Raw genomic sequence first — 23614 nt, forward strand, 5'->3', positions numbered from 1 at the left:
CTTCACAAAAAGTGAAGCTTTAAAAGTGGTCCCACATGTACTTCGCTTATAAATCATTTTAAAACACATTTAATGACAATCCTTGAATTGTCAGTAGTGTCAGTAGATATTAATGCTCTGTCATTAAATAATATTTAAAATAATTCAGAATTATTCAAACTAAAAACACCCTCTCAAGCACCCTAGTTTGGTACATAATTCGCTTTGTTTTAAACATAATTTAAATATAAAATAATGAGCAATTTAGTATTACAAAGTACACATGGTGTAATTAGATTTAGTTTAAAAGAATCAATTAAAAGTTTAGAGTTAACTCCTAAAAAAGAGAGTTTGATTATGTTGCATTTTTCCTCAAAAGGAAGACGCTTTAAAAAGAGTATAGGTTATAAGTGTAGCTTAAAGAATTGGGATGTAACTAAGCAAAGAGTTAAAACGGGGAAAGGAATGGTTGCGAATGCCTATGAGGTTAATGCATTTATAAACAATATCCAATCTTATGCAGAAGAAGAACTTACTAAAATCAAAAAAATAAATGATTTTATAGATGTAAAATTGCTATCATCTTTAATAGAAAAAAAGATAAAAGGAGAAGATGAAATAGATAGGGAAGAAGAGAAAAATAAAGAATTGATTTATTACTCTAGAAAGGTATTAGAGCAAAAGAAAAGTCAAATTAAAATAGTGACAACAAGATCATGTAACCAAACAATTAAAATGTTAGAAAAGTATGAGAAGTCAAGTGGATACTTATTAAGGTTTGATGATGTTGATTTATCTTTTTACAGAGGGTTCGTTCAGTTTTTAGAGAATGAAGGCTATAGTTTAAATAGTGTAGGGAAACATATTAAGAATCTTAAAGTTTTTCTCAATGACGCTCTAACTAATGGGGTTACTGATAATTCAATTTTTAAAAGTAGAAGCTTTAAGGTGTTAAAAGAAACTACAACAGAGATATTTCTAACTAAAGAAGAATTAGAAATCTTAGCTAATGAAGATTTTAGTAAAAGATCAAAACTAGAATTGGCAAAGGATATTTTTTTGATAGGTTGTTATACTGGGCAAAGGGTTAGCGATTATAATGGCTTCACAGAAGAAAATATTGAGGTCATTAAAGGTCGTGAAGTTATTAAGATACATCAGAAAAAGACAGGTACGATTGTTCGTATTCCAATTACTTCTAAGATTCAAAAGGTAATGGATAGATATAATGGAGGTTTTCCGCCAAAACTAAGCGAACCAATTTTAAGAGAGAATATAAAATTAGCTTGTAAAAAAGCTGGGTTTAAAGAATTGATAACAGTTTCTTATACAAAAGGAGGAAGGTTAGTAAGAGAAGGAATTCCAAAGTATGATTTAGTTAAAACACATACTGCGAGAAGAACATTTTGTACAAATCATTATATCGATCAAAAACCTATTCAAAATATAATGCTTTTTTCTGGTCATAAAACAGAACGAGAATTTTTAAAGTATGTTAGAATTGAAAAAAGGGAAGAGGCTTTAATAGTGATGGAAAGTGGTTTTTTTGATTGATATTTTAGTTATTGTTTATATTGGTAGGAAGTTGTTAATATTCTTATAAAGGATGGAAAAAGTATGTGTTTAAGCCTAAAAAAATGAATTTTTATTAATAACCTCAATTTTTTAGGCTTTTATATTATTAAACTTAATTTAATTTCTCAACCGTAATTAAAGACCAAAATCCTTAAATTCTTCATCTCTATATGATGAACTTCTTGATAATTTTGGTTTTACAAAATAACTATGGTTTTCTTGAATTTCTTTAGCGAACTTAATAAAGTCCTCTGACATTTCTGGAAAGTAATAATAACCGATATCAAAAACACTTTCGTCTTTTCCATTGTTTCCTATAGCAATACCAATAAAGGTATTAATACTAGGGTTTAAGTATTTAGCAACTACACATCTAAGTTCCAGTTCTAATTCTTTTTCTTTCCAATTTTTACTAGATAAAGGCATAAATACATAAAGATAATTCGATTCAGGAATTAGTAAAATGCGAGCACGCACTTTAAGTTTAATCGCATTATCTAAACTGATTCCCAATTCAATTCTATTTAGCCTTGGTTCAAGATTAATTAATCTTACTGCTTCTTCTAAATTATCTCGTCTTTCATTATCAGTATTTTCATCAATATGATACTCATATAATTGCTTTATCATATAATCCCAAATAAAACTTGGTTGAATTTGTTTTCTCCAAGTTTTATATTCTTCAGATTTTTCGTAGTCTTTCCATAAATTATTAGCTCCACTTATTAAAGTAAAAGGAAAATCAAACTGTAAACCTGTCTGAAGATATAGTGCTAAAAAGTCAACTTCTTCAGGTAGTAATATCTGTTTATCTTTCAAAAAATCTTCTTTTGCTTTAAGGTATCTCGTGAAATCAGTTATTGTATCCAACTCGTTTATTAAAATTTCGGTAGATTTTTCGTCAAATACATGTGTGAACCCTCTTTTATCATACCCCATTGGCAAAGGGAAGTCATATTCACTTCCAAAAGCAATAGCTATTCTATAAATTACTCTATCACCTTTAGGTGGTAGTTTTACAACTGTTTTTCTGTTTTTTAATTTTATATTCTCTACATTATTCAAGAAGCGTTCAGCACCAAAAATTTGATTTAGAGAACTATCTACAGCTTTTTTCATCCATCTCTCGTATCTTATATTTTGATCTTGATGATTAGAAACTTTAATATCTTTAACTGAGATTATAATTATAATATTCTCGCAGACAACTAAAAAATCACAAAGTTCTTTATTCTTTTTTCCTAATGGATTTGGATGACTCCAAAACGGGAGAAATGATTTTTTACATAAGTTTGCTACATACTTTTCTGATGGAGTCATTTACTTTCAAATTATTTTATTTGCTTTATATTTTCAGATCCAAACCAGACTTCAATTTGTTTCATTGCTTGCTCTCCCATTTTAGATAAGGCTAAAACAACCAAATTCTCCTTTGCTCTTGAGCATGAAACATAAAATAAGTTTTTAGTTCTTTCTTTTCTTTCGTTACTATTATCACTATTGTCAAAATATCCTTCAAACTTGTATTGTGATTTCCAACTTGTATCGTCTATAACTACTAGTACATTACGATATTCTTCTCCCTTTGTTCCGTGTTTTGTAGAAAATACATTTTGATTCTGAGTATGTTTAAAAAGGTTAACAAACTCTATATATGGAAGCTCCATTAAAGAAGAGTTAAATCCAATATCTTTTTCTATTCTTTTTTTAGTATTCTCATCTAACCCTTCTGTATCAGTTTTAATCCTTTCAATAAACCTTAACATTCCTTGAGAGAACTTAATAAGCTTGTTATTGATAAGGAAATCAAATACATCTTTCACCTTTTTTGTTTCACGTATCTTAATTAACTCTTCTATTTTATCTATAATTATTTTTTTATCCTCATGTTTTCTTAAGTTCACAGATGTGTCGTCATTTCGTTTCAAAAAATGAATAATATCATTGTAGTTTTTGTTTTCATAAAATGAAACCAAGTGTTCTATTCCTGTTTTTCGCTCTATTGATGTTTTTTTATCCATAGAACCTACAAAAAAAGCTGTAATTGGATTCTCTCTTTTTAAAAGTGCTTCATTTGCTCCCTGACCATAACGACGAGCATAAGTAGTATATAAATCCCCAAACCCTCCTCTTTTTGCTACTCTGCTATTTGCTATAATTAATATTTTATCTTCACTGTTTTCACTAAAATTCCATCCTTTCTTTTTTAATGTAGAAATAATATTATCATAGTTAACATTTTTTAAGGGTACTAAAGAATCTTCATATTCTTTTGTTTTTTGATTTTTCTCTTTATCAGTATAATTTGTACAATTTATAAATTGTATACTACCTTGTTTTTTTTCAATTCCGTCAGGTATTTTTTGTTCAATATTTGTTCGGATTTTATTTAACAGCTTAATTACACTATGTGAGCTTCTATAATTTTCGGGTTTTGTAATTAAAGTTATTTTTTTAGAAATAATATATTCATTTAAAGAACCAATGCCTGTATTATATATTTTTTGGTGAGAATCTCCGTAAAAACCAATAAGAATTTTTTTCTTGTTTCTAGTTAAAAGAAAATCAACTAATGATTGTATAGTTTCAGGAGCTGTATCTTGATATTCATCCACGAGTATATATGGATATTTAGATGCCAAAATTGTAGTTAACAGTTTATTGTTTTCAAACATCTTTAGACTAAGTGTTATTAAGTCATCATGCCCAATTTTTCCATTTTCAAAATCACTAAATTTTCTATCACTGTACTCTACACTTTTAATTCTATTAATTAGTCCTGACTCATATTTACTTGGCTCTTTTTTATTGTTTACGGTGTTAATTTTATCAAACTCAATTAAAAGTTGTTTATTATATGGTTTAATACAATCCCAAAGAAACTCATGAATAGTAGAAACTAGTACTAAAGGATTGTTTTGTAAGCGTTCTATAATTTCATTTTTGGCAACATTAGTGTATGTAATACAAACAATTCTTTGATTATTTAATTGTATTTTTTCTCCTTTGGTTTCTATTAAATAATTAATTGTTTGTATTAATGCATACGTTTTTCCTGAGCCAGCACCAGCTTCTAAGACATAACTAATGTTTTTTTCAATTTTTTTCTTAATTTGATTAATTGTGTCCATTTATGTCTTTGTGATTGTTATTACCTCTTCTTTATTTTTTTTAATTGATTTTTCTAACCATTCTAATCCTTCAGAAATATAAACAGGGACTCTCCATTCTCCTATTTCTTCTGGAAATGACATCACATCAAAAGCAAAATTTGTTTTTGAACTTGAACTTATTGGAGCTAATTCATAAGGGGTTGCTGATGTTAAATCTTCTATTTTCTTAACCTTAGAAAAGCTAAATAAATTCTTTACTTTTTTTTCTTGCCCTTTTTCATTAATGTATTTGGATTTCAATAAACTTAAGTTTGAATTAATAAAAGCTTCTTCAAAACTTCTAGCTGTTATACCATTCTCTTCTGTTTGATAAGCAACTCTTATAATATTAGAACTTATTTTATCTTTATTTTTAACTTCAATTAATTCTTTTATAGTTTCTTTAGCAGGAATCCAGTCTTTTAAAGTATGATTTGATGTTTTTTCACCGTTGATACCGTTGTTTACTGCACATCTTTCCCCTGTTTTAGCATCAATCGAATCTATATCGGTTATAACTAAAGTTTGTAAGTTTAAAAATTCTAAAATCTCTTTGAATTTATGAGTGTATGCTCCTCCAACTTCTAAGACAGTAATGTATTGTGTTGCTAATTTAGGAGCTGATTTTTTAATGAATTGTGGCATTAACATTCTTTCAGTTGTACCTTCAACTAAAATTACTTTATCAGAAAAAAACAAGTCAGACTTATGTAAGGTTAAATATTGTTTTAAAAAACGTGCAGTAAGTTTTTTATTGGAGATTTTAAGAATATTAAAGTCTTTGACTTCTACTTCCTTTTCTAGTTTGTTAAAATATCTAATTCGCTTAAATCCTTTTTCAGAATCTATTCCTGCTTCAGATAGTATATGAGAAGAGTGGGAAGTTATGATTAATTGAACATATATTTTAAGTTTAGACGCTTTTTCTATAAGCCCTTTTATTTGACTAATAAATACTTGTTGCATTTGTGGGTGCATATGTGCTTCAGGTTCTTCAATTAGTACAGTTAAAAATTCAGAAACCTTTTCTTCTTTTGCATTTTTAAAACGTTCTATAAAACTTGCTAATTCAAGAATCATGTATATTAAGTTACTGTATCCTAGTCCGTTATAGCTCTCTGGTAAATCGATTTCATCTTGCTTGTAATAATATTTTATATTATTTTTAATTACAGATTCTGAATCAAATTCAGATTCAATTGAAATAGGGGGTATAGCTATGGGGGTTGATGCTCCAAATGATTTTAATTCTTTAATGATTTGTTGTAATACAGCATTGTATTTGGCTTTTAGGTCTTTAGAAATTTCTGTTAAGGATTTTTCTACAGCTGTGACATTAGTATCGGTTTTATCTCTTTCGTTATAATATTTAGAAAAACCTAAAGCTAATGTTTTATTCCGATCACTTTTTTTATCATCTAATACTCTAAGTGCTTTTATATCTTCAAATGAAACTATTTTTCTAAGCTTATCTTTATATCCTATTTCAATTTCTCTTAAGTAATCTGATAAAATGTCTTTAGCGTAACATTTTAATCTGTAATGATTTTTTATGTTTTCCTTAAGGTAAGATATCAAAGTAGTTTCTCTTGTTTCTCTATTATGAAATGCTTTTAATAATCCTAAAGAGTTATGAGGTTCGAAAGATAGTAATGAACAAGCGTCATTTCTCTTTTCGTCAAGATCTGTAATAAATTCTTTCAATTCAACCAACAAGTCATTTTCTTTGTCATAAATAAACTCAATTTGTAGTTGAATTTTAGGGAAACGTTCAATTATGTCCTTTTCGATAGCCTCTTTTGTCTCTTCATCAATTTCTAACTCTAATGTCTTTTTAAAATCAATATATAGTTCTTTAAATAAAGGATATGAAGATTGTGAGAAGTCCTCAAAAGATAAAGAGTCTTCTCCTGAAGTAAAAATTTTAATTACTTCAAATAATGAAGTCTTTCCAGTATTATTTCTTCCTATGATTAATGTAATATCGTCTTCTAAGTCAATTGATACATCGGCTAATAATCTAAAACATTTTACTTTTATATTTTTTATTCTCATAGAATTGAATCATTTAGTTTATATTTTGTTTTTTATTTAATATTCGAACCAGTATTTAATTATCATTAGAAATACTTAGGAGTTTCTCAATAATGTCATTTTTAAATTTACTCATAACACGCTTGTGATAATCTTTTGAATTTAATTCAATTCCAAAAATTAATCGATATTTTTCCTCATCGCTTATAGGCAAATAACTATCAAATGTATTTTTAATAAGATTCTTTAAATAGTTTTCTGAATATTTAAATCGTAAATCGTATAAATCTTTTAGTTCTTTATCTGAATGTCCTTTGTAAATAAATGGAAGATTTAATGCTTCAAAAGTGTTATTTCCTGATAAAGAATTATCTCTTAAAAATACTTCAGGAATGTGAGCCTCATTATAGATGTAATCAAATTTATAAGAATTAGAAATGTCTTTATTTATATATGGATGTAAATGATGGTCTAAACTAAATTCTTCTTCAGCTTTTATTGTATTACATGTGGCACAAGATGGTATTAGATTGTAAAAAGATAATGATAGCAAAGGATGGTGTGTTTTTGGAAACCAATGATCAAATTGAGGAACTAATCCTTTTCCTTTATTCTTTTTGTAAACGAAAATATATTCTCTATTGCAATATGTACAAGTGTGTTTGTTTAGTAATTTGGCTAATCTGTAATTCATTTTTTTAGATAAAAACCAATTAGTGTAACCTGAATTAATAAATATATTTTTAGTTTCAATATTAAACTGTTCTTCTGTATATCCTAAGTCATTATATTTTTGTTTTAATTGATTGTTAATTTCATTTAGACGTTTTGGTTTTGATATTATAAGCTCTTTTATTAAATCATTGTTAAATAAATCTCTGTAATCCTGATTTATATTCTTTCTTATTGTGGCTTTACTATTACATAAGATACATTCCGAATCTACACATCTATATCCTGATGGTTTAGATTTTGTTTTTCGACCTTTTATTTTTATACCAAGCCAACAGATAGCTTCATTACTATATACACTTAAAGCTTCTTTTTGTTCTCCTAAGTATATCATAGTTGTTTATTTATATCGTTTAATTTATCAGCTACACCTAATTTTCGAGCAAAAGCCTTAACTTCTTCTAATTTTTCATTTTCAGTTTTTGGATAAGCTATATGATACATGTCATTTAATGTATTATTTAAAAGAGGTTCATCAATAATTTCAATGAGTGATTTGCAATAATCTTTGGATATGTCTGAAATTTCATTATAAGTTTCAAGCTCTTTTTCTTTACCTTCTAATATTTTATATTTTAACTCACTAATTTTTTTTTCTTCTTTTTTTAAAAAAACTATTTCATCTTTTAAAGATTTTATTTGGTTTTTTAGAATTTTATAGTTTAGCCAACCGATGACTTTATCAATTTTCTCTTTAGCAAAATCCCCTATAAAACCATTACTTAGAAAAAAATCATCAGCAAGAATATCGTGAATATTTGCGCCAAACGATTTAACAATATCTTCTTTATAAACCTGACCTTCTTGGAGTCTCAAAATGTTATTTGCAGGAATATCTGAAAGAATGAATGGTGAATGAGTGCTGAAAATTAGATTAATTCCCTTGATGTAATCTAGTTTTAAATTTTTGAGACCGTTTAATAACTCTCTTATATATTTTTTTTGAAAATCAGGGTGATAGTATAATTCTATTTCATCTAAAATAATATTTACATAACTATATTTTATCTTTTTCGTATCACTTTTAAAAACAGAATTTACATTTAAAAGGTGGTAATAAATAGAATGTAATGAGTGTGCAAATTGTTGTTCTCCTGAACTTAAAGATTCAAAAATATGACCTTCTCCTTTCTTGTTTTTTTCTACTTTTAAATATGGTAAATAAGCTGCGGCTGGTATAATTTCAATTAATTCTATTGAGGAGAATTCTTTTTTTATAGCTTTAATTCTAGAAACAAATTCTTCCGTTTTTAATGAATAAGTAAACTTTTTATTATTCTTTATTGAATCATCAGGTTTCCAGCGTGCTGTCTTTGAGTTTTTAAATATATTGAATCTAATAGCATTCAAAATCTGTCGTAATTTTAAAACGATATGGCTGTTATCATTTTGTAATTTCAATAAAAGCTTTCGAAACTCTCGTAAGCTAGGTATAGGTTTTCCATCTTTAGGAAGAAAATAAAACTCATTATACTCTTTATAGTTAAGTGAAATCCGAATTAATTTTCTTAGTATATATTTTATAAGAGAGTTAAAATGGGGAACAGCTTTTATATCAATTTCTTTAATTCTTAGTTTTTTTTCTCGATTTAAAGCATTATAGATATCTATGAAAAATTTTTCATCAGTGTATTGGAGTCCATTTGAAAGCTTATATTCTTTAATATACTTCTGGTGTACTAGATCGATGTCTACGTTGTTTATACTGGTAAATCTTTCCGTATCTAATTCGAAAACAATAGACTCAGCTTTTTTGTTATTGACAATGTTTTTAGTTTTAAAATTTTCATCTACAAGGTTAGAAAGTAGTCTTGTCTGAGCAAAATGAAACTCATCATTAATATCTATAATCCCTTTTGTCCGCATTGGAGTTATTACTAAGGGAGTTTGATAACCATCATTTTTATGAAAGAGACTTTGGAGCCAATGTCCTTGGTTTATTGAGTTAAGTCCATAAAGAGAATAATTTGTGACTATACTATAAAAAAAAGCCTCATTGAAAACATATTTATTAACAGGAGCTGAGTTGTTTTTATATATTTTGTTTTTAAAATTTGGGTAACTATTATTTCCTTGAATATGTTTGTGAATTAAATTTCCTTCAAAATAAGAGACAGAGAAAAAATCTGAATCAATAGCATATATTATTTCAGCTCTCAACCACATTTGTACTCTTTGGATATTATCTATGATTTCTTGTAAATAAGCTTCCTTTCCTTCCAAGTATTTTTTATGATAGTATGTATTATCAGGGATAATTCCTTTTTCTAAAGCAATGGCAAAACAAGTCACATAAAATAATTCTAGTAGTGTACTTTTTCCAGAACCATTTCTACCAACTAAAGCTGAAATGTTAATTGAAGTTTTATTAATCTCTTCTCGGTATATATTAAAAGAATCATCTTTTTCTATAATTATTTTTTCTACAGCTTCATTATTTTTGACTGATTCACCTTTCTTATTTAAATAATTATAGTTAGAGTAAAATGAAAATATCCCGTTAGGGTCTAGTCCTTTTAAATATACTTCATCACAATCTATTAAAGGTCTTATAGCTAATAATCTAAATCCTCTCATGTTTTTGTTTTTTAATTGAATTTATTTAATACCAAATCAATAGGTTTAATAGTTTGCTCCTCTATCCATTTATTTTTTGAAACTAATTCTTCTATTAAATTTTGCGCTTCTTTAGTAAAAGCATCTCGTTTTAAGTTTGTAAATTCTTCTTCTCTCCACTCACTATAATGTTTTCCTGATTTTATTGGTTTTAGTGTTGGGTTTTTAGGGATTAAAAGTGTGATTTCTTTATCTTTTTTAGCTAGTATTTCTTTTATACGGATGTATATGTTTAATCCATGATAATCCCAGTCACAGACGTAAAATACTGGGTGTATTATTTTTTTTGATGGAACTTCTTCTAGTTTTTTAGTATTATTACCACCTAAATGCCATAGCTCTATATTATTTTCTCTAAAAAGCCAAGGGTCTTTTAAAAAATCTATATTTTCACAGAGTAATATATACTTAGGGTCTTTACAATCTACAACTAGTTTCCATTGCTGAGATTTTGGTGATTGCATTGGAAATTCCTTAGCTCCAAGAATTTTTAAAATATCATCACGTAATCTTTTATTATCGTCTAGAAATTTAGAATCTTTTTCTTCAAAAAAATTACTGGAAAATATATGTGGTGTTGATAAAGTACCCTTTAAATTTTCTTTATTCTTATGTATAAGCATTAGGGATTTCAACACATATTCTGAATAGTTTCGTTGTGCTGATATTTCTATGTCTACTTCTTTAAAAAAGTTTGCGTAGTATAGGTATTGATCTAACAGGTTATCTTCGAAAAACTTATCATAGTCTTTGTGTTTTATAATAACATTCATGTTTCCTTCTTTATAATCAATAACTCTTTTTATATCATATAAAACTCTTTTTACATAGATGTTATTCATTAATTTTAAACGAGTGCTTTTACCTTTATACAATCGATAAAGTCCCTCCAGTACTCGCCAAGTTAATTCTTCTCTCATAGTTTAGCTAAATATTACCGATGGATGATGGTTTGCTCTTTCCTCTCCCTTAATTTTTGTAAGTCTATAAGTGTATTGGTTTTCTTTTTTAAGTTTATTAGGGCTAATGGATAAAGAAATGATTTGATAATCAAAACGTTTTGCAATTTCACTCAACGTATCGAAGTTAGAACCTATTCCTTCAGCTTCATCTATACTCATAAAACGCAATCCTGGAATAGGTTTTACTTTATTAGTATTTCCATTTTTTAGAGATAATTTAGCGATACATAGTAAAGCTATTGATGTGTAAGTTTGCCCTGTACTACCAGAATTTAGCTTCCCGCTTTTTGTTATCATTTTATAATCTAAAGTGTAATAAGAATAAGGGTTTAGTAATTTTCTAACAGAAATGTCAGGTTCAGGAGTTTTACTAAATTGTTTGTACGCATATAATAACTTGTCTTTTAAAGAAGGTAACTTCTCATTTTTTGAGTTCAAACTTTCCTGATAATCAAACAGCCCGAAATCTACTTTAGAAAGTTTTTGTAAGTACTCAGTTATCCAATTAAGCGAGATAGTATTACTAAGTTTTATGTCTAAAAAAGCGTTGTTATCCCCTGTAATTTCTGCATAATCTTCTTTAAAGAATTTCCTAATTTCTTTATTTATCTCAATTTCCTTACTAATTTCTGTTCTTAATTCGTCAAGAATGTCTTTAATGGCAATAAGTTTATTCTGATTTATTTTTGCATTTGCCTCTATTATCTTTTCTAGATATTTTTCAATTTCGTCTAATATAGTAGTTTCATTAAATGCAACATTCTTAAAGATTTCTGAAGGGAATAGCATTTTTGCTAACTCTATGAATGATTGTTCTCCTTTTAATTGTTCCTGCTTATTTGTTAATTCATAAGCAATTAATATAGCTCTAATTTCATCCCAATAACTTTCATCAGCATCTTTATAAGTTTTAAATTTTTCATTGTATTCTGACTCTTCTATAAAGTTGTCTAAATTATTTATATATGTATACTTAAGCTTAAGGGTTTCAAGTTCAGTCTCTAATTCTTTTTTTTCTTTAATTTTTTCTTTTATCCCCTCTTCAATATTTAAATGCTCAATAGTTTTAGTATGTTGAGTAATAAAGTCAAGTAAAAAAGAGTCTTCTTTTATTGTGATTTTTGAAACTGGGTTGGTTTCAATTTTATATCTTTTAGCAAGATTTATTAGTTGAGGATTATTATCAGGTAGAGAATGTATTTCAATTTTATTGAGTTCCGTCTGTAGACTATCAAATTTTCTTATTTCTACACTTATTTTAGCTAATCTTTTTTTCGTTTTATCAAACTTGGCTGTTATACGATCTTTCTCTGAGTATTTTATTATTTCATCATCAAAATTATGATTCTCAAAGCGTCTAAAAACTTCTTTTTGTTGCTTGGCTTGTTTCTGTAAATTATTTCTATTTAACCATATTTTTAAATCTGTATCTGGCTCAGTCAAATGTTCTAAAACAAATTCATATAATTTTTTGTTTATTTTTAATATTGTTTCTTTTTCTTCTAGTTGTATTTTTAAGTTTTGATTATCCGATTTGAATATTTTCTTTAATTCTTCAATGTTAATCGTTTTGAAAATAGGGGTTTTAGTTTCTTTAACAAAAATGTGAAGTCCTGAAAGTACTATCCAAAACCCATTATTTTCAGGTTCTTTTTTGCAATTTTTTAGAGCTTCTAAAATTTCATTAGGATTTGGCAGGTATCTGCTGTTTTCATTTATTTTTTTAGGTTTAATTGTATCAATATCAAAAAAATGTCTAATAATACTTTCTTCTTGTAGATTTAAACCTCTAGCTTGATTAATTACCCAATATGCCATTGATTTTGGGTTTTTGTAATCGTTAAAATTTATGAGCTCTTTGTATTTATTTACTTCAGCTTTATTTTGTGAAATTCGTTCTTGTAGTAAATTAACAATTTCTTTAAATGTTTTAGTATGGTCAAGTGTGTTAAAATGTTTTTCTAAGCCTTGTAATTGTAATTCTTTTTGTAATTGATCATATCTATTTATATCTATTTCATTCTTTTTAAATGCATGGTAAGCTATTTTTACTGCATCTGATGTTTTTAAAGACATTAATCTTATGGCTTCATCTACTATTTTAAAAAAGGCTACGGTAATTTCTAAGTTTTCGTTTTCTTTTTTTAAGTCACTTTCTTCTTTATTTAAATTTTGAAGGCTAGTATAATATTTATCTATTGTATCATTTTTTAAGGTTCTTAAGGCTTTTATATTTGATATTGCTGTAAAGTAAGTTTTTACAGCTTGATTTATTACATTATCTATCTGTGATAGTTTATAATTATTAAAACAAAATCTAGCTTGATTGTATTTTACAAATGCATTGTCTTTAGTTATTTTTAAATCGTTTAGCTTTTTTATTAGCTTATTTTTCTTTTTAATTTCTAAGACTTCTTGATGATTTTCTCTATGGCTCTTAATAGAATCTTCCATTTTTTTTACAGCCTCTTGAAATTGATTGTAAAATTTAGACTTCATAGATTTTCCATGTAAGAACTCTTGTAGGTTCATGTCGGTTTTTATATCAATCCCTCTGCGTGCAAAAGCTTGTAATATTTTTGCGTAATCTTCAAGATCACTATTACTTGAAAAAACATCTATAGGTAATAATTTGTTTACGAATAATACTTGATGATAATCTTTAAAGAGATTATATATTTTACACCCTAAGTGATTGTTGGTGTTAATATGATTATGAAATTCTTGTAAAGTCATCCATTTATCTTCTTTCTCAAAGTCTTCTACTGTAAATGGTTTGTTAAATGGAACCAGTTTGTCTTTTTCAAAGTCTAAACTCTTTTGTACCATAAAGGCTTGTGTTTTTTTAGAGCGGCGTTCTATGTAAGAACCTATTAAAAGATATTCTTCTTTAGCTATTTCTATATTTAGATATGCATATCCATAATCTCCTTTACTAGGAGTTTCTATTACAAGGCTATTATAAGGTCTTTCATCTTGTCCTTTTGTAGATGATTTGTAATGTGTAGAACCTATAAGAATTAACTGAATTAAATCTGTTATAATACTTTTTCCCACACCACTTTCGCCTGTGAAATCGGTTCTAAATGGATGGAATTCATAATCAAACTCTTGATGATGGATAATATTTATAGAACCTAAACTATATATTCGTGGATATTTTTTCATTGATAGCTTTCTATTACGGTGTCTATTTTTGGAATGATGTCTTCGTATAATGTTATAATTCTATGAAAGGAAGCACGAAGTTCAAAAGTATCTCCTTTATAATCTAGCCATGCTAGCTTTCTAAATTGCTTTAATGCTCTTTCTATGGCATTATCAATAGTTTCATCATCATTAAAATTGTCTTTGTCTGCTGTAGACTGAGCTATAAGCTTTATTAAACCAGGTTTAAACGATTGATAATCATTCCTGATAGTTTGTTTTAATTTTATAATAGAAGTCAATTCAAGATTTTTTTCAGAATGTAAAATTTTATACATTATTAACCCTATTATTATATAATCGTTTTTAAGAATATCCCTAAAGGATTGAGGTATGTTACCTCTACTTGAATCATTGAAATCGAGGAAAAAGTAGGAGTCTGATTCTTTGTTTTCTTCTTTTAAAATAATACCATAAAAACGCTGATAAAATGCTTTTATAGATTTTTTATTTTTTTTTAAAAATCTATAATACGGTATTTGATCTCCATAGCATTGAAAATGTGTGCCGTCTTTTAATAGATAGTCTAATTTTCCAAAATATTGAATAGCGTCTTCTTCTTTTAAAAAGTCCAGATATTCTATTTCTGAAATATCATTGTTTTCCATAATGCAGTATTTTTATTTTTCACAAAATCTGTTTTGTCAATATCTACTTTGTATTTTTCATTATTATGAGCATCTTCTATTACTCTAAACGTAACCTTTGTTGCAATTGTAAAATCATTAGTTTCTTTTAATACAGAAAAAAAACCTTGCGAAATATTTAGTACTTTACGTTTTTGTAATTCTTGAAAAAAAAAATTCACCCAGTTTTCTATTATTTCGGTATCGTCAAAAGCTTTTTGCAATATGGCTTTGCTTAATTTTTCAACTTTCGGATTTCTTATATATTTTTTTCGGGGCTTTGCTTGAGTAGGGAATAGGTTTCTATCTCTATCTAGTAATAGATATTTAGGTCGTTTATAGTTAGTTGTTTTTGTGTTTATTTCTTTTGGAAATACTATTTCTTTATCTTTTCCTTTTTTTTCTAGTGATGAATATTTTAGTAGAAACAGTATGAATCGGTCTATTTTAGCACTATATTCTGGTTGTCCTAGAGTAAAGAATAATTGTCTTATTTTGGGTTGTATTCGATCTAACCTTTTGTTAGTATTTCTGAGACTACTTTGTGCATTGTTAAAGAAACGATGAGTATGTTTCATGTGTTCTAGTAATTCTTTTTGTTCTGTCTCTATTTCATATAATAATGTACTTATTGAATAAGTTTCAGAAAAAGCAGAACGTAACTCATCATTTTTTTTCTGAATATCAAAAAGATCATTACTTACTGTTTGTAATAATTTTAGTGGTGTTTGTTTTTCGGAAAGTGTATCGTTTCTTAACTTTTCGACGGCTTCATCAATTTGTCTGTCTAAGAAATCTATTTGCTGTTTTAAGTTAGGATGGAAATTTTTGAAATGTATAGTAAACCATTCCTTTATTTTTTTTTCATCTCCAATAGACTCTCGAAGCTGTTGTTTTAATTGCGAGCATATAATTTTAATTTCTGTAGGTTTTAAAGAGCCTATTAGTGTTTCTTCTGCTATTCTACAAAATTTTATACCATATTCTTGAAAAGAGTATAGTTGTGTTTCTTCATTATATTTTAGAAAGTATTTTTGAAGTTTATTAATACGTCCTTTTACATCAGAGACTCTTTTCTCCTCTTCATTCATTGTCTCTTCAAATAGAGAGTGAATATCTTTAGCAGTAAAAGAATCGTTTTTATAGCGCCCAGATTTTACACGTTGGTACAAATGAGCAATTACAATTCCTTCTTTTTCATCTGGATACAACTGTTTGTATGTTTCAGGTTTAGATATTTCTTCAACGAAATTAAAAATATGAGGGTGTTCTTTTTGTTTCAATTTTTATTTATAATCTTATAATAAACTAAAAATATTAAGCTTATATGTTTTGAAAGTTTACAGATATCTGTAAACTTATGTTATTTCAAAAAAAGAAAAAAAGGGATATCCGTAATTTTAAATGTATTTTTCCCAAAAAAAATCCATTTAAAAAAACAAGTAAAACCTTCTATGAGAATCAAGGTCGTATTTAATAGGGGTTGAAAGAGAAATTTTCAGGATAAAGAAACATAATTAAAATCACTTTTTTTGTGATTATTTATTGAGAATTTAATTTATTGAAGTTGGTAATAAATTAGGAAGATTAATTATAGTTTTATTCTCTAATGAAAAACGAGTAAGAAGGGTTAAATTGTTATTTTTCTTTATCAAACAATAATAATTCTGAAGTAGTCATATCGAATGCATTAGCAATCCTTTTTAGCATTGAAACTTTCATTTCTTGCTTCCCTAGTTCATATTTTCTAAGGTTTTGACCGTCAATTCCAGCTTTATAGGCAATTTCCTCTATACTTAAATCTTTCTGCTTTCTAAGTTTTCTAATATGTTGACCTAATTCAACACAGAATTGAGGTAACTCCTTTTTTCGTTGGTATTTTGACATATACCAAAATTGCATACAATTAGTTGATTTTAACGAATTGAAAACAATGGGTTGTTTATAACCTATTTTTGTTTATTTTTGAATCACATAAAAAAACATTAAAAAATTAATTATGAAAAAAATCTTAATACTGTTTTGTAGTATTTTATTATTCGCTAGTTGTTCTTCTAATGAAGAATTAAGCTCTAGTTCTTCAGATGATTTACTGACAAGACACCCTTGGGTAAATAGTAATTCAGAAATAGTTGAAATAACTAATCATGGTAATTTAAGTTATAATGAAGCAAAAACTAAAATAGAAAACAGATTAAAAGAAAGAGATAAACTCAAAACTGTTCTTAGTTTTAAAAGAGACGGTTCAGGTAAAATCTTATATCCTGAAAACAATACTCTTAGTGATTCTAAATTTGGATGGCTTACTGTTCCTCCTAATAAATTAAGACTGATTATGTCTACTTCTGCTCAAACGCTTTTGTTTGAATATACTGTTGATAATAGTCGTTTGTCATTAATTTTTGATGAAGAATATCAATACAATGGAATTCTTATAAAGTATATAATAAAATGGAATTTTAATAAACAATAAATACTAAGGCAATGAAAAAAATAGTATTAATAACATTAACAAGTTTAACCTTATTCTCATGTGGAGCTGTGAATAGAACAGTTTTTGGAACAACTGAGAAGACTTTGATTAAGACCGTTTCAATTGAACAAAATTGTCCTAAAGAGAATATTAAGGTTGTAGATAAGAACAAAGGTTTACATGGAGCTACATATGCTCTCGATGTTTGTGGGAAAAGAATGGTTTACAAACAAGTGGGGTCAGTTTTTATGGAAGCATCAAAAATGGATGAAACTATTAAAAAAGTATCAAAATAATGATAAGGTTTTTATTTTTTCAGTCGAGTGTTATAGGTGATTTAAAAGCTGAAAGTGGAGGGGATACCATTTGGAGTACAGCAATTGGTACTTTAATAGGTTTATATGTGCTCTATCATATTTTTATAAGAGATAATTCAAAGTGAAAGACGTTTTTCAATTTTGTGTAGATTTTTTAAGAATCTTAGCTGATTCTTTAGGTATAACTTATGAGGAGATAAACATCTATCTTTTTGTTATTATTCACCCATTAGTGACCATGTATTTGTTTTTTCTATACAGAAAATATAAACTGTTATATAAAAAAAGTGAGGAGTCCAGTCCTCACTTTTAATTTTTGGTGATAAGTCAAATATTTCTGATAACCTATTTTTTAAATAATCTTTGACTTCAACCTCATGTTTTTTTGTGACAATTACACTATCATGAATCGTAGCCATAAACATTTTAGGATACTTTCTAGATAACTCTTTGGTTATAACGTCTAAAATGATAAATGATTCTACCTGTTGAAGAAACTTAGGGAATAATTTTTTTGCTTTCTTTATTTTCCTCTTATCAGGTAACTTTCTTTTCTTTCTTGGTATTTCTATTTCTTTACAATATTTAAAACCATAAATAAACTTATTTACTGGTTCTGGATAAATTCGTTTTATTTCTTTTATACCTTCAGAATAGTTTTCGAGAGAACAATACATGTACTCTAAAGTTAAAGATTTACAATATTTTCTTGCCTTAACTGACTCTACTATTTGTTTAGATCGTTTTGTACAATAAGTTTTTTTGATATAAAAACCTTTATTTGATTCATCCGTTATTTTCTTTTTAAAATCGTCACATAACTTTTCGTTTACATATAGATAAAAGTCAGTTTGACGAATAAATTTTATGTAGAGCTCTATACCAGTGATATAAATAGGTTCATAAGAAATAGAATTCATTAGAGAGTGAAACTTGTCTCTCACGTCCTTACTACGTATTCCTCCCAGTATAAAATCTAGTTTAGATACCGATTTATTCTTGAGTAAATTTAATATGCCTGCTAATAGATAAGGTTGTGAGGTCTCAATATCTAGTGATACTAAATTTTCTTCTCTATGAGTTATGAATGCTCTCAACTCCTCCTTCATATTTGTTAAATTGCTATGAAGTCTATTATCATTCGTAGTTCTAGAGTAATGCCAATGATTAAAACGAATTTTATTTACACTAGACGAATATTGAGATTTTTTTTCATCATTAAAAGAACCTTTATCGATAAAATGTAGAGCTTTTTTCCAGTCTATTTGGATTTCGTCTCCATTTAACCATTTCGTTAAATGTTTGGTGTTTTTGTCAGCAGCTTTTTTCTTTTTGCTTTCAATTTTGTCTATTTCTTTAAATAAAAATGTTTCATACTCTTTATTTAAAAATTCATAAACGTCATAAGTGTCTTTATCCTCCTTCTGAGTAGCTCTTATATGTAAAACCTTGTACCCTATAGCTAGGTTGCTTATTTTGCAATAAGGTATTGTTTTTATAAACTCATGTTTTACTAAAAAAGCTTTATATTTTTTAAGCTCTTTCTTTAAAAATGAGTTAAGAGTTTGAGAAGAGATTCTTACAAAAGTACTTTGAGAATTTTCTCTTACTTGACTTTTTTTGTAATCAATATAATGTATTAAAAATACAGCTTTGTCCATGCTAATTCTGTTTTTATCTGTTTTATCTAAATGTTTATTATGCTTCTCTACTACTGATTCAAGAGCATTAAATAAATTGCTGTTAATTGTGATTAAATAATTTCTATAAACCATTGTTTTTGTTTTAAAAAAAGACAAAGAGAGTCCTAGCGATATGAGGATATCACTTTGTCTTTTTAGTTATTAAATAATTGTTTTTTTGCTTAAATCAGTTTAAGCTGCTTGTTTATGGAAGTTGAGTAGATCGCTTTTTAAGTATAATACTTTTCCGTATAAGCGTTTTGCTGGGAGAATTTGTTTTTTATCCAAACTCCATAATGTAGTTTCGGAAATTTTTAAAAACTCCGCAGCTTCCTTCCTTGAGAGATAATAATCAGAAGAATTTCTTTTTGGATTGTTAATTAATAGTTCTTTCTTTTCTTGCAATACTTTTGATACTGCTTCTTTAATGATTGTTTCCAAATCATCTAATGATAGTTGAAAACATTGAATAAATGTGCTCTGTTCTTTCACTATTTTTATTGTTTTAAATTACTAACAATAAGTCTATCTCATTGCTTTCTGAGTACAATGATAAATACTTAAAACGACGTGTGAAAATAGAGGGGACTGCGAATATTTTACACGAAATTTTATTAGGTTAAGGTACTATTAGGCTTGATAAAAATCATAAACTTCTGTTAAAAGGACTAGCAGGGACTAGCAGGGACTAATGAGTGCTAAAAAAAGGTTAAATGAAAGCTTATCTAATGAAGAAGTTAGATTAATCTAAAAAATTGAATTGATCTTTTAGCTCTTTTGTTTCTACTCTTTGTCTTTTTTTGTAAGAGTCTCTTGATGTTTTTTCGTGAAAGTTGTATAGTGTCCTTAATTTTTTAATTCCTGTTGTTTCTTTCTCTAAGTAATTTTTAAAAACAGGCTTCTTATGGCAGTAATTGTAAAATCTCAAAAGATCAGAAGATGATTTTAGCCAGCTGCTTCTTGAGTTGTTTAAAAAACCTCTTGTAATTAGCTTTTTTTCATATTCTTCAAACTTTTTAATAGTCTTAGTGTCTCCAATTAAGAATTCTAATATATCATCTCTGTTTTCATTTGAAAAATTGGAGGTTTTGGAAGAGAATGACACCTCGTGAAGTTGAATGTTTGATTTTTTAGGTTTTTCTTGATGGGAGCATTCGTAATTAAATGTAATTCTATTATGATCTATATATCCTGAATAGCTTTTCCAGATCATATCATAAATGTTTTTTAAATGACCCCATATTAGATAATTAACAACCACGTTTTTATCATCTTCGTGTCCTTCCTTCATGCATAGAGAAGCTTTGTCTTGCCATTGGTAGGAAATAAACTTTTCTAAATTAATTAATAATTCATGTATTTTACTTTTTTTGATTAAATCAGAATGTTCATTATAGTTTAGTATGTAGTCAGAAACGAAGTTGTCATATTCGTTTTTGTAAAAAATTTTAAAGAATAGGACAATACTTTTTGTAATGATATTTTGATTGTACTCATTGGAGTTTATAAATTCATATAAATTTTTATTACTGATAATTTCGAATAAGTAACTAGTTTTATCATGATAATGATTATCAATGCAAAACCAATTAAAAGCTTGGAATTTTTCAAAAAAATCTAATAAATTTAAATATTTGTGTTCTCCAATTTGAATGGAGGTTAAGGTTTTGTCTTTATTCTTTGTCATAAAACTAATTCTGTCTATATGCACCCCAATATATGAAAAAACAGTGTTTAGAAGCATCTAAAAAAAACTAGTTTTTAATTAATAAAATGAATTTAACGTATACGTATACGCTTTTTGTCTATAGTCTAAAATTTTACTTTCTTAATAATCGAATGAGGATATTGTATAATAACGGGTAAATTAATAGAAGAGCTTGTTTTTACCTATAATTTTATGTTTTATGGCTATTTATATTTTACAAGTTTATTTGTATTAAACAGATTGATTGTCCAATTGTAAAGGAGAGGAGAAGTGGCGCAAAAAAAAATAATAGATTCTTTTTGGAGGTTTTAATTGAAAAAAAATAAATGAGAGTTTCTGTCTATAGGGACTAAGGCTATATGCTTTAATATAGAGCCAGTTTTTTGAAGTATCCCCCCCATGTCTCTATAGAAAAAATTCTGTTTTTGTCTCTGAGATGGAATAAAAATAGCTGAGAATTTTGTATCTTTATATATAGTGAGTTGAGCTTAATTTGCTGTTTTTGAGATATAAGCACCCTCTGAAGCACCCTGTAAAAAGTAAAAACTCGCAACAGTACTGTTTATAGTATGTTACGAGTTTGTTACGTGGTCCCACATGGGCTCGAACCATGGACCCCCTGATTATGAGTCAGGTGCTCTAACCAACTGAGCTATGGGACCGTTTAAAATCGGTTGCAAATATAATACTTTTTTTTAGATAACCAACAAAAAAATTAAACTTTTCTGTTCATTAAACTATTGCCAAAGTCTTTTAAATGCTGTTTGAATTCATTGGAAATTGCCATTTTGTCAAGGCTTTCGAATGCTTTATTCGTGTAGTATTCAATAAGTTCATGCGTAAATTTAGGAATGTTATTTCTTTCAAATATTTGAGAAACTTTGGCTATTTTATCAGTGTTATTTTTTAATTTTTCTTTATAAAAAAAACGTAATTCTCGCTCATCCTCTTCATTTGAAACCTCTAAGGCTTTTAGATAAAGGTATGTTTTTTTATTTTCAATAATATCTCCTCCTACTTGTTTCCCGAAAGTTTTAGGGTTTCCAAAAGTATCCAAATAATCATCCTGTAACTGAAAAGCGATCCCAAGATTTAATCCATATTTATATAAATATTCAGCTTCCTTTTCATCAGCCTTCGCTACAATAGCTCCCATTTTTAGAGCAGCTCCAACCAATACTGAGGTTTTTAGAGTAATCATTCTGATATAATCATCAATAGTTACGCTAGATTTTGTTTCAAAATCAACATCCAATTGTTGCCCGTCACAAACCTCTAATGCTGTTTTACTAAATAATTGAGCTAGTTTTTGAAAAATACTAGGTTCATAATTCTCAAAATATTGGTATGCTAAAATAAGCATGGCGTCACCAGAAAGAATTCCAGTATTGATATTCCACTTTTCATGTACTGTTTGTTTTCCCCGTCTTAGTGGAGCGTCATCCATGATGTCATCATGAACCAATGTAAAGTTATGGAAAACCTCTACCGCTAAAGCAGCAGGCAAGGCTTTTTTATAATCATTTGAAAAAATGTCGGCAGCCATTAAGGTTAATAGTGGTCTAATTCGTTTTCCTCCTAACTCTAAAATGTAATCTATGGGTTCATATAAATTTTTGGGTTCACGTATTAAATTTTGAGCATTCAAATAATTTAAAAACTGCTCATAATAAATAGAAATATCCAATGCATATAGGTTTTAGAAGCATCCAAACTTTTGAAATGTCTCTCTTTCAATCTTTTGATAACACTTGTATTTTGATAGCAAATATATAAATGCTATTAATTATAAAAGGAAATATTGATATATTTTTTTAAAAGTTATATAAATGTTAAAAAAATTAAAACTTTGGAAACTTTTAAGGTTTTTAAAGTTTCCTTTTGTAGATTTGCGACCAATTATGAGAGATAAAATTTTAGATAAGGCAGGAGACATGTTCTTAAATTTTGGTTTTAAGAGTGTAACAATGGACGATATAGCAAGTGAAATAGGTATTTCTAAAAAAACAATTTACGCTCATTTTAAAAATAAGACAGATTTAGTGGAAGCTGTGACTTCTGCTTTATTTACCGCTATTTGCAATGGGATTGATTTGATTCATGAGCAACAGCAGAATCCTATTAAAGAATTATACGAGGTGAAAATGTTTGTAATGGCAAGTTTAAAAGATGAAAAATCATCACCTCAATATCAACTACAAAAATATTATCCTAAGTTGTATAAAACATTCAAACATAAACAGTTTGAGTTTATGCAAAATTGTATTAAAGCGAATTTAACAAGAGGAATTGAACAAGGGCTATTTAGAGAATCAATAGATACTGACTTCGTTGCTAGAGTTTACTTTAATGGAATGGTAGGAATAAAAAACCCGGAATTGTTTCCGTTAAAGCATCATTCCATGAATACATTGATGAATTATTTCCTAGAATACCATCTTAGAGGGATTTGTTCATTGAAAGGACTACAAGAATTAGAAAACCAATTAAAAACCAATTAAAATAAATGAAAGGGCGCCTATATGTTTTATGTATGTTCTTTGTTGTTGGG

19 protein-coding genes and 1 tRNA gene are annotated in these 23614 nt (G+C 27.4%); 5 read left to right on the forward strand and 15 right to left on the reverse strand.

Annotated features, from left to right (window positions below):
• Positions 1–234: 234 nt before the first annotated feature.
• Positions 235–1533 (forward strand): site-specific integrase, encoded by a 1299-nt coding sequence (locus MARIT_RS01690; protein ID WP_100210588.1) that lies wholly within the window; start codon positions 235–237, stop codon positions 1531–1533.
• A 156-nt stretch (positions 1534–1689) separates the two neighbouring features.
• Here the strand turns inward: MARIT_RS01690 and MARIT_RS15810 are convergent, their stop codons facing one another.
• The 10 genes from MARIT_RS15810 to MARIT_RS01740 form a co-directional block, all read right to left on the reverse strand.
• The gene (locus tag MARIT_RS15810) at positions 1690–2874 is read right to left on the reverse strand and encodes a hypothetical protein (RefSeq protein WP_174683262.1); all 1185 of its coding nucleotides are present in this window, start codon (positions 2872–2874) and stop codon (positions 1690–1692) included.
• An 11-nt stretch (positions 2875–2885) separates the two neighbouring features.
• The gene (locus tag MARIT_RS01700; RefSeq protein ID WP_100210589.1) at positions 2886–4685 is read right to left on the reverse strand and encodes an ATP-dependent helicase; all 1800 of its coding nucleotides are present in this window, start codon (positions 4683–4685) and stop codon (positions 2886–2888) included.
• Positions 4686–6761, reverse strand: coding sequence for an ATP-dependent nuclease (locus tag MARIT_RS01705; protein ID WP_100210590.1), 2076 nt, complete (start codon positions 6759–6761; stop codon positions 4686–4688).
• Positions 6762–6816: 55 nt separating this feature from the next.
• Positions 6817–7806 (reverse strand): hypothetical protein, encoded by a 990-nt coding sequence (locus tag MARIT_RS01710; protein ID WP_100210591.1) that lies wholly within the window; start codon positions 7804–7806, stop codon positions 6817–6819.
• On the reverse strand, positions 7803–10049 hold the full coding sequence (locus MARIT_RS01715) for an ATP-binding protein (RefSeq protein WP_100210592.1): 2247 nt from the start codon (positions 10047–10049) through the stop codon (positions 7803–7805). The genes MARIT_RS01710 and MARIT_RS01715 overlap by 4 nt, the downstream gene beginning before the upstream one ends.
• 11 nt (positions 10050–10060) lie before the next feature.
• Complete coding sequence (locus MARIT_RS01720) at positions 10061–11008, reverse strand: hypothetical protein (protein WP_100210593.1); 948 nt, start codon at positions 11006–11008, stop codon at positions 10061–10063.
• Between the two features lie 3 nt (positions 11009–11011).
• Positions 11012–14218 carry a hypothetical protein gene (locus tag MARIT_RS01725; protein ID WP_100210594.1) on the reverse strand — a complete coding sequence of 1069 codons (3207 nt, stop codon included), beginning with the start codon at positions 14216–14218 and terminating at the stop codon, positions 11012–11014.
• Positions 14215–14865, reverse strand: a complete 651-nt coding sequence (locus tag MARIT_RS01730; protein ID WP_100210595.1) for a condensin complex protein MksE — start codon at positions 14863–14865, stop codon at positions 14215–14217. The genes MARIT_RS01725 and MARIT_RS01730 overlap by 4 nt, the downstream gene beginning before the upstream one ends.
• Positions 14838–16166 (reverse strand): hypothetical protein, encoded by a 1329-nt coding sequence (locus MARIT_RS01735; protein WP_100210596.1) that lies wholly within the window; start codon positions 16164–16166, stop codon positions 14838–14840. Before MARIT_RS01735 ends, MARIT_RS01730 begins: the two co-directional genes overlap by 28 nt.
• Before the next feature lie 355 nt (positions 16167–16521).
• Positions 16522–16785, reverse strand: coding sequence for a helix-turn-helix domain-containing protein (locus MARIT_RS01740; protein ID WP_100210597.1), 264 nt, complete (start codon positions 16783–16785; stop codon positions 16522–16524).
• Between the two features lie 97 nt (positions 16786–16882).
• Between MARIT_RS01740 and MARIT_RS01745 the strand changes: the two genes are divergently transcribed.
• Genes MARIT_RS01745 through MARIT_RS15590 form a run of 3 tightly spaced genes read left to right on the forward strand, consistent with a single transcriptional unit; the run spans position 16883 to position 17798 of the window.
• On the forward strand, positions 16883–17356 hold the full coding sequence (locus tag MARIT_RS01745; protein WP_100210598.1) for a hypothetical protein: 474 nt from the start codon (positions 16883–16885) through the stop codon (positions 17354–17356).
• Between the two features lie 11 nt (positions 17357–17367).
• Positions 17368–17652, forward strand: a complete 285-nt coding sequence (locus MARIT_RS01750; protein ID WP_100210599.1) for a hypothetical protein — start codon at positions 17368–17370, stop codon at positions 17650–17652.
• Positions 17652–17798 carry a hypothetical protein gene (locus MARIT_RS15590; RefSeq protein WP_162288599.1) on the forward strand — a complete coding sequence of 49 codons (147 nt, stop codon included), beginning with the start codon at positions 17652–17654 and terminating at the stop codon, positions 17796–17798. The genes MARIT_RS01750 and MARIT_RS15590 overlap by 1 nt, the downstream gene beginning before the upstream one ends.
• A 93-nt stretch (positions 17799–17891) precedes the next feature.
• Here the strand turns inward: MARIT_RS15590 and MARIT_RS01760 are convergent, their stop codons facing one another.
• The 5 genes from MARIT_RS01760 to MARIT_RS01780 all read right to left on the reverse strand — a co-directional run bounded on the left by MARIT_RS01760 (position 17892) and on the right by MARIT_RS01780 (position 22750).
• Positions 17892–19448: a hypothetical protein gene (locus MARIT_RS01760; protein WP_100210601.1), complete on the reverse strand. Its 1557-nt coding sequence runs from the start codon at positions 19446–19448 to the stop codon at positions 17892–17894.
• Positions 19449–19547: 99 nt separating this feature from the next.
• On the reverse strand, positions 19548–19847 hold the full coding sequence (locus tag MARIT_RS01765; protein WP_157926163.1) for a helix-turn-helix domain-containing protein: 300 nt from the start codon (positions 19845–19847) through the stop codon (positions 19548–19550).
• Positions 19848–20097: 250 nt separating this feature from the next.
• Entirely contained in the window at positions 20098–21042 is a 945-nt protein-coding gene (locus MARIT_RS01770; protein ID WP_100210603.1) for a hypothetical protein, read from the reverse strand.
• A 609-nt stretch (positions 21043–21651) separates the two neighbouring features.
• Positions 21652–21725 (reverse strand) — tRNA-Ile (locus tag MARIT_RS01775).
• A 53-nt stretch (positions 21726–21778) separates the two neighbouring features.
• Entirely contained in the window at positions 21779–22750 is a 972-nt protein-coding gene (locus MARIT_RS01780; protein WP_100210604.1) for a polyprenyl synthetase family protein, read from the reverse strand.
• 214 nt (positions 22751–22964) lie between these two features.
• Between MARIT_RS01780 and MARIT_RS01785 the strand changes: the two genes are divergently transcribed.
• Positions 22965–23564, forward strand: a complete 600-nt coding sequence (locus MARIT_RS01785) for a TetR/AcrR family transcriptional regulator (protein WP_024740068.1) — start codon at positions 22965–22967, stop codon at positions 23562–23564.
• The last annotated feature ends 50 nt before the right edge of the window (positions 23565–23614 follow it).

It is taken from the genome of Tenacibaculum maritimum NCIMB 2154, from assembly GCF_900119795.1.
In the GTDB taxonomy this organism is placed as follows: Bacteria; Bacteroidota; Bacteroidia; order Flavobacteriales; family Flavobacteriaceae; genus Polaribacter; species Polaribacter maritimus.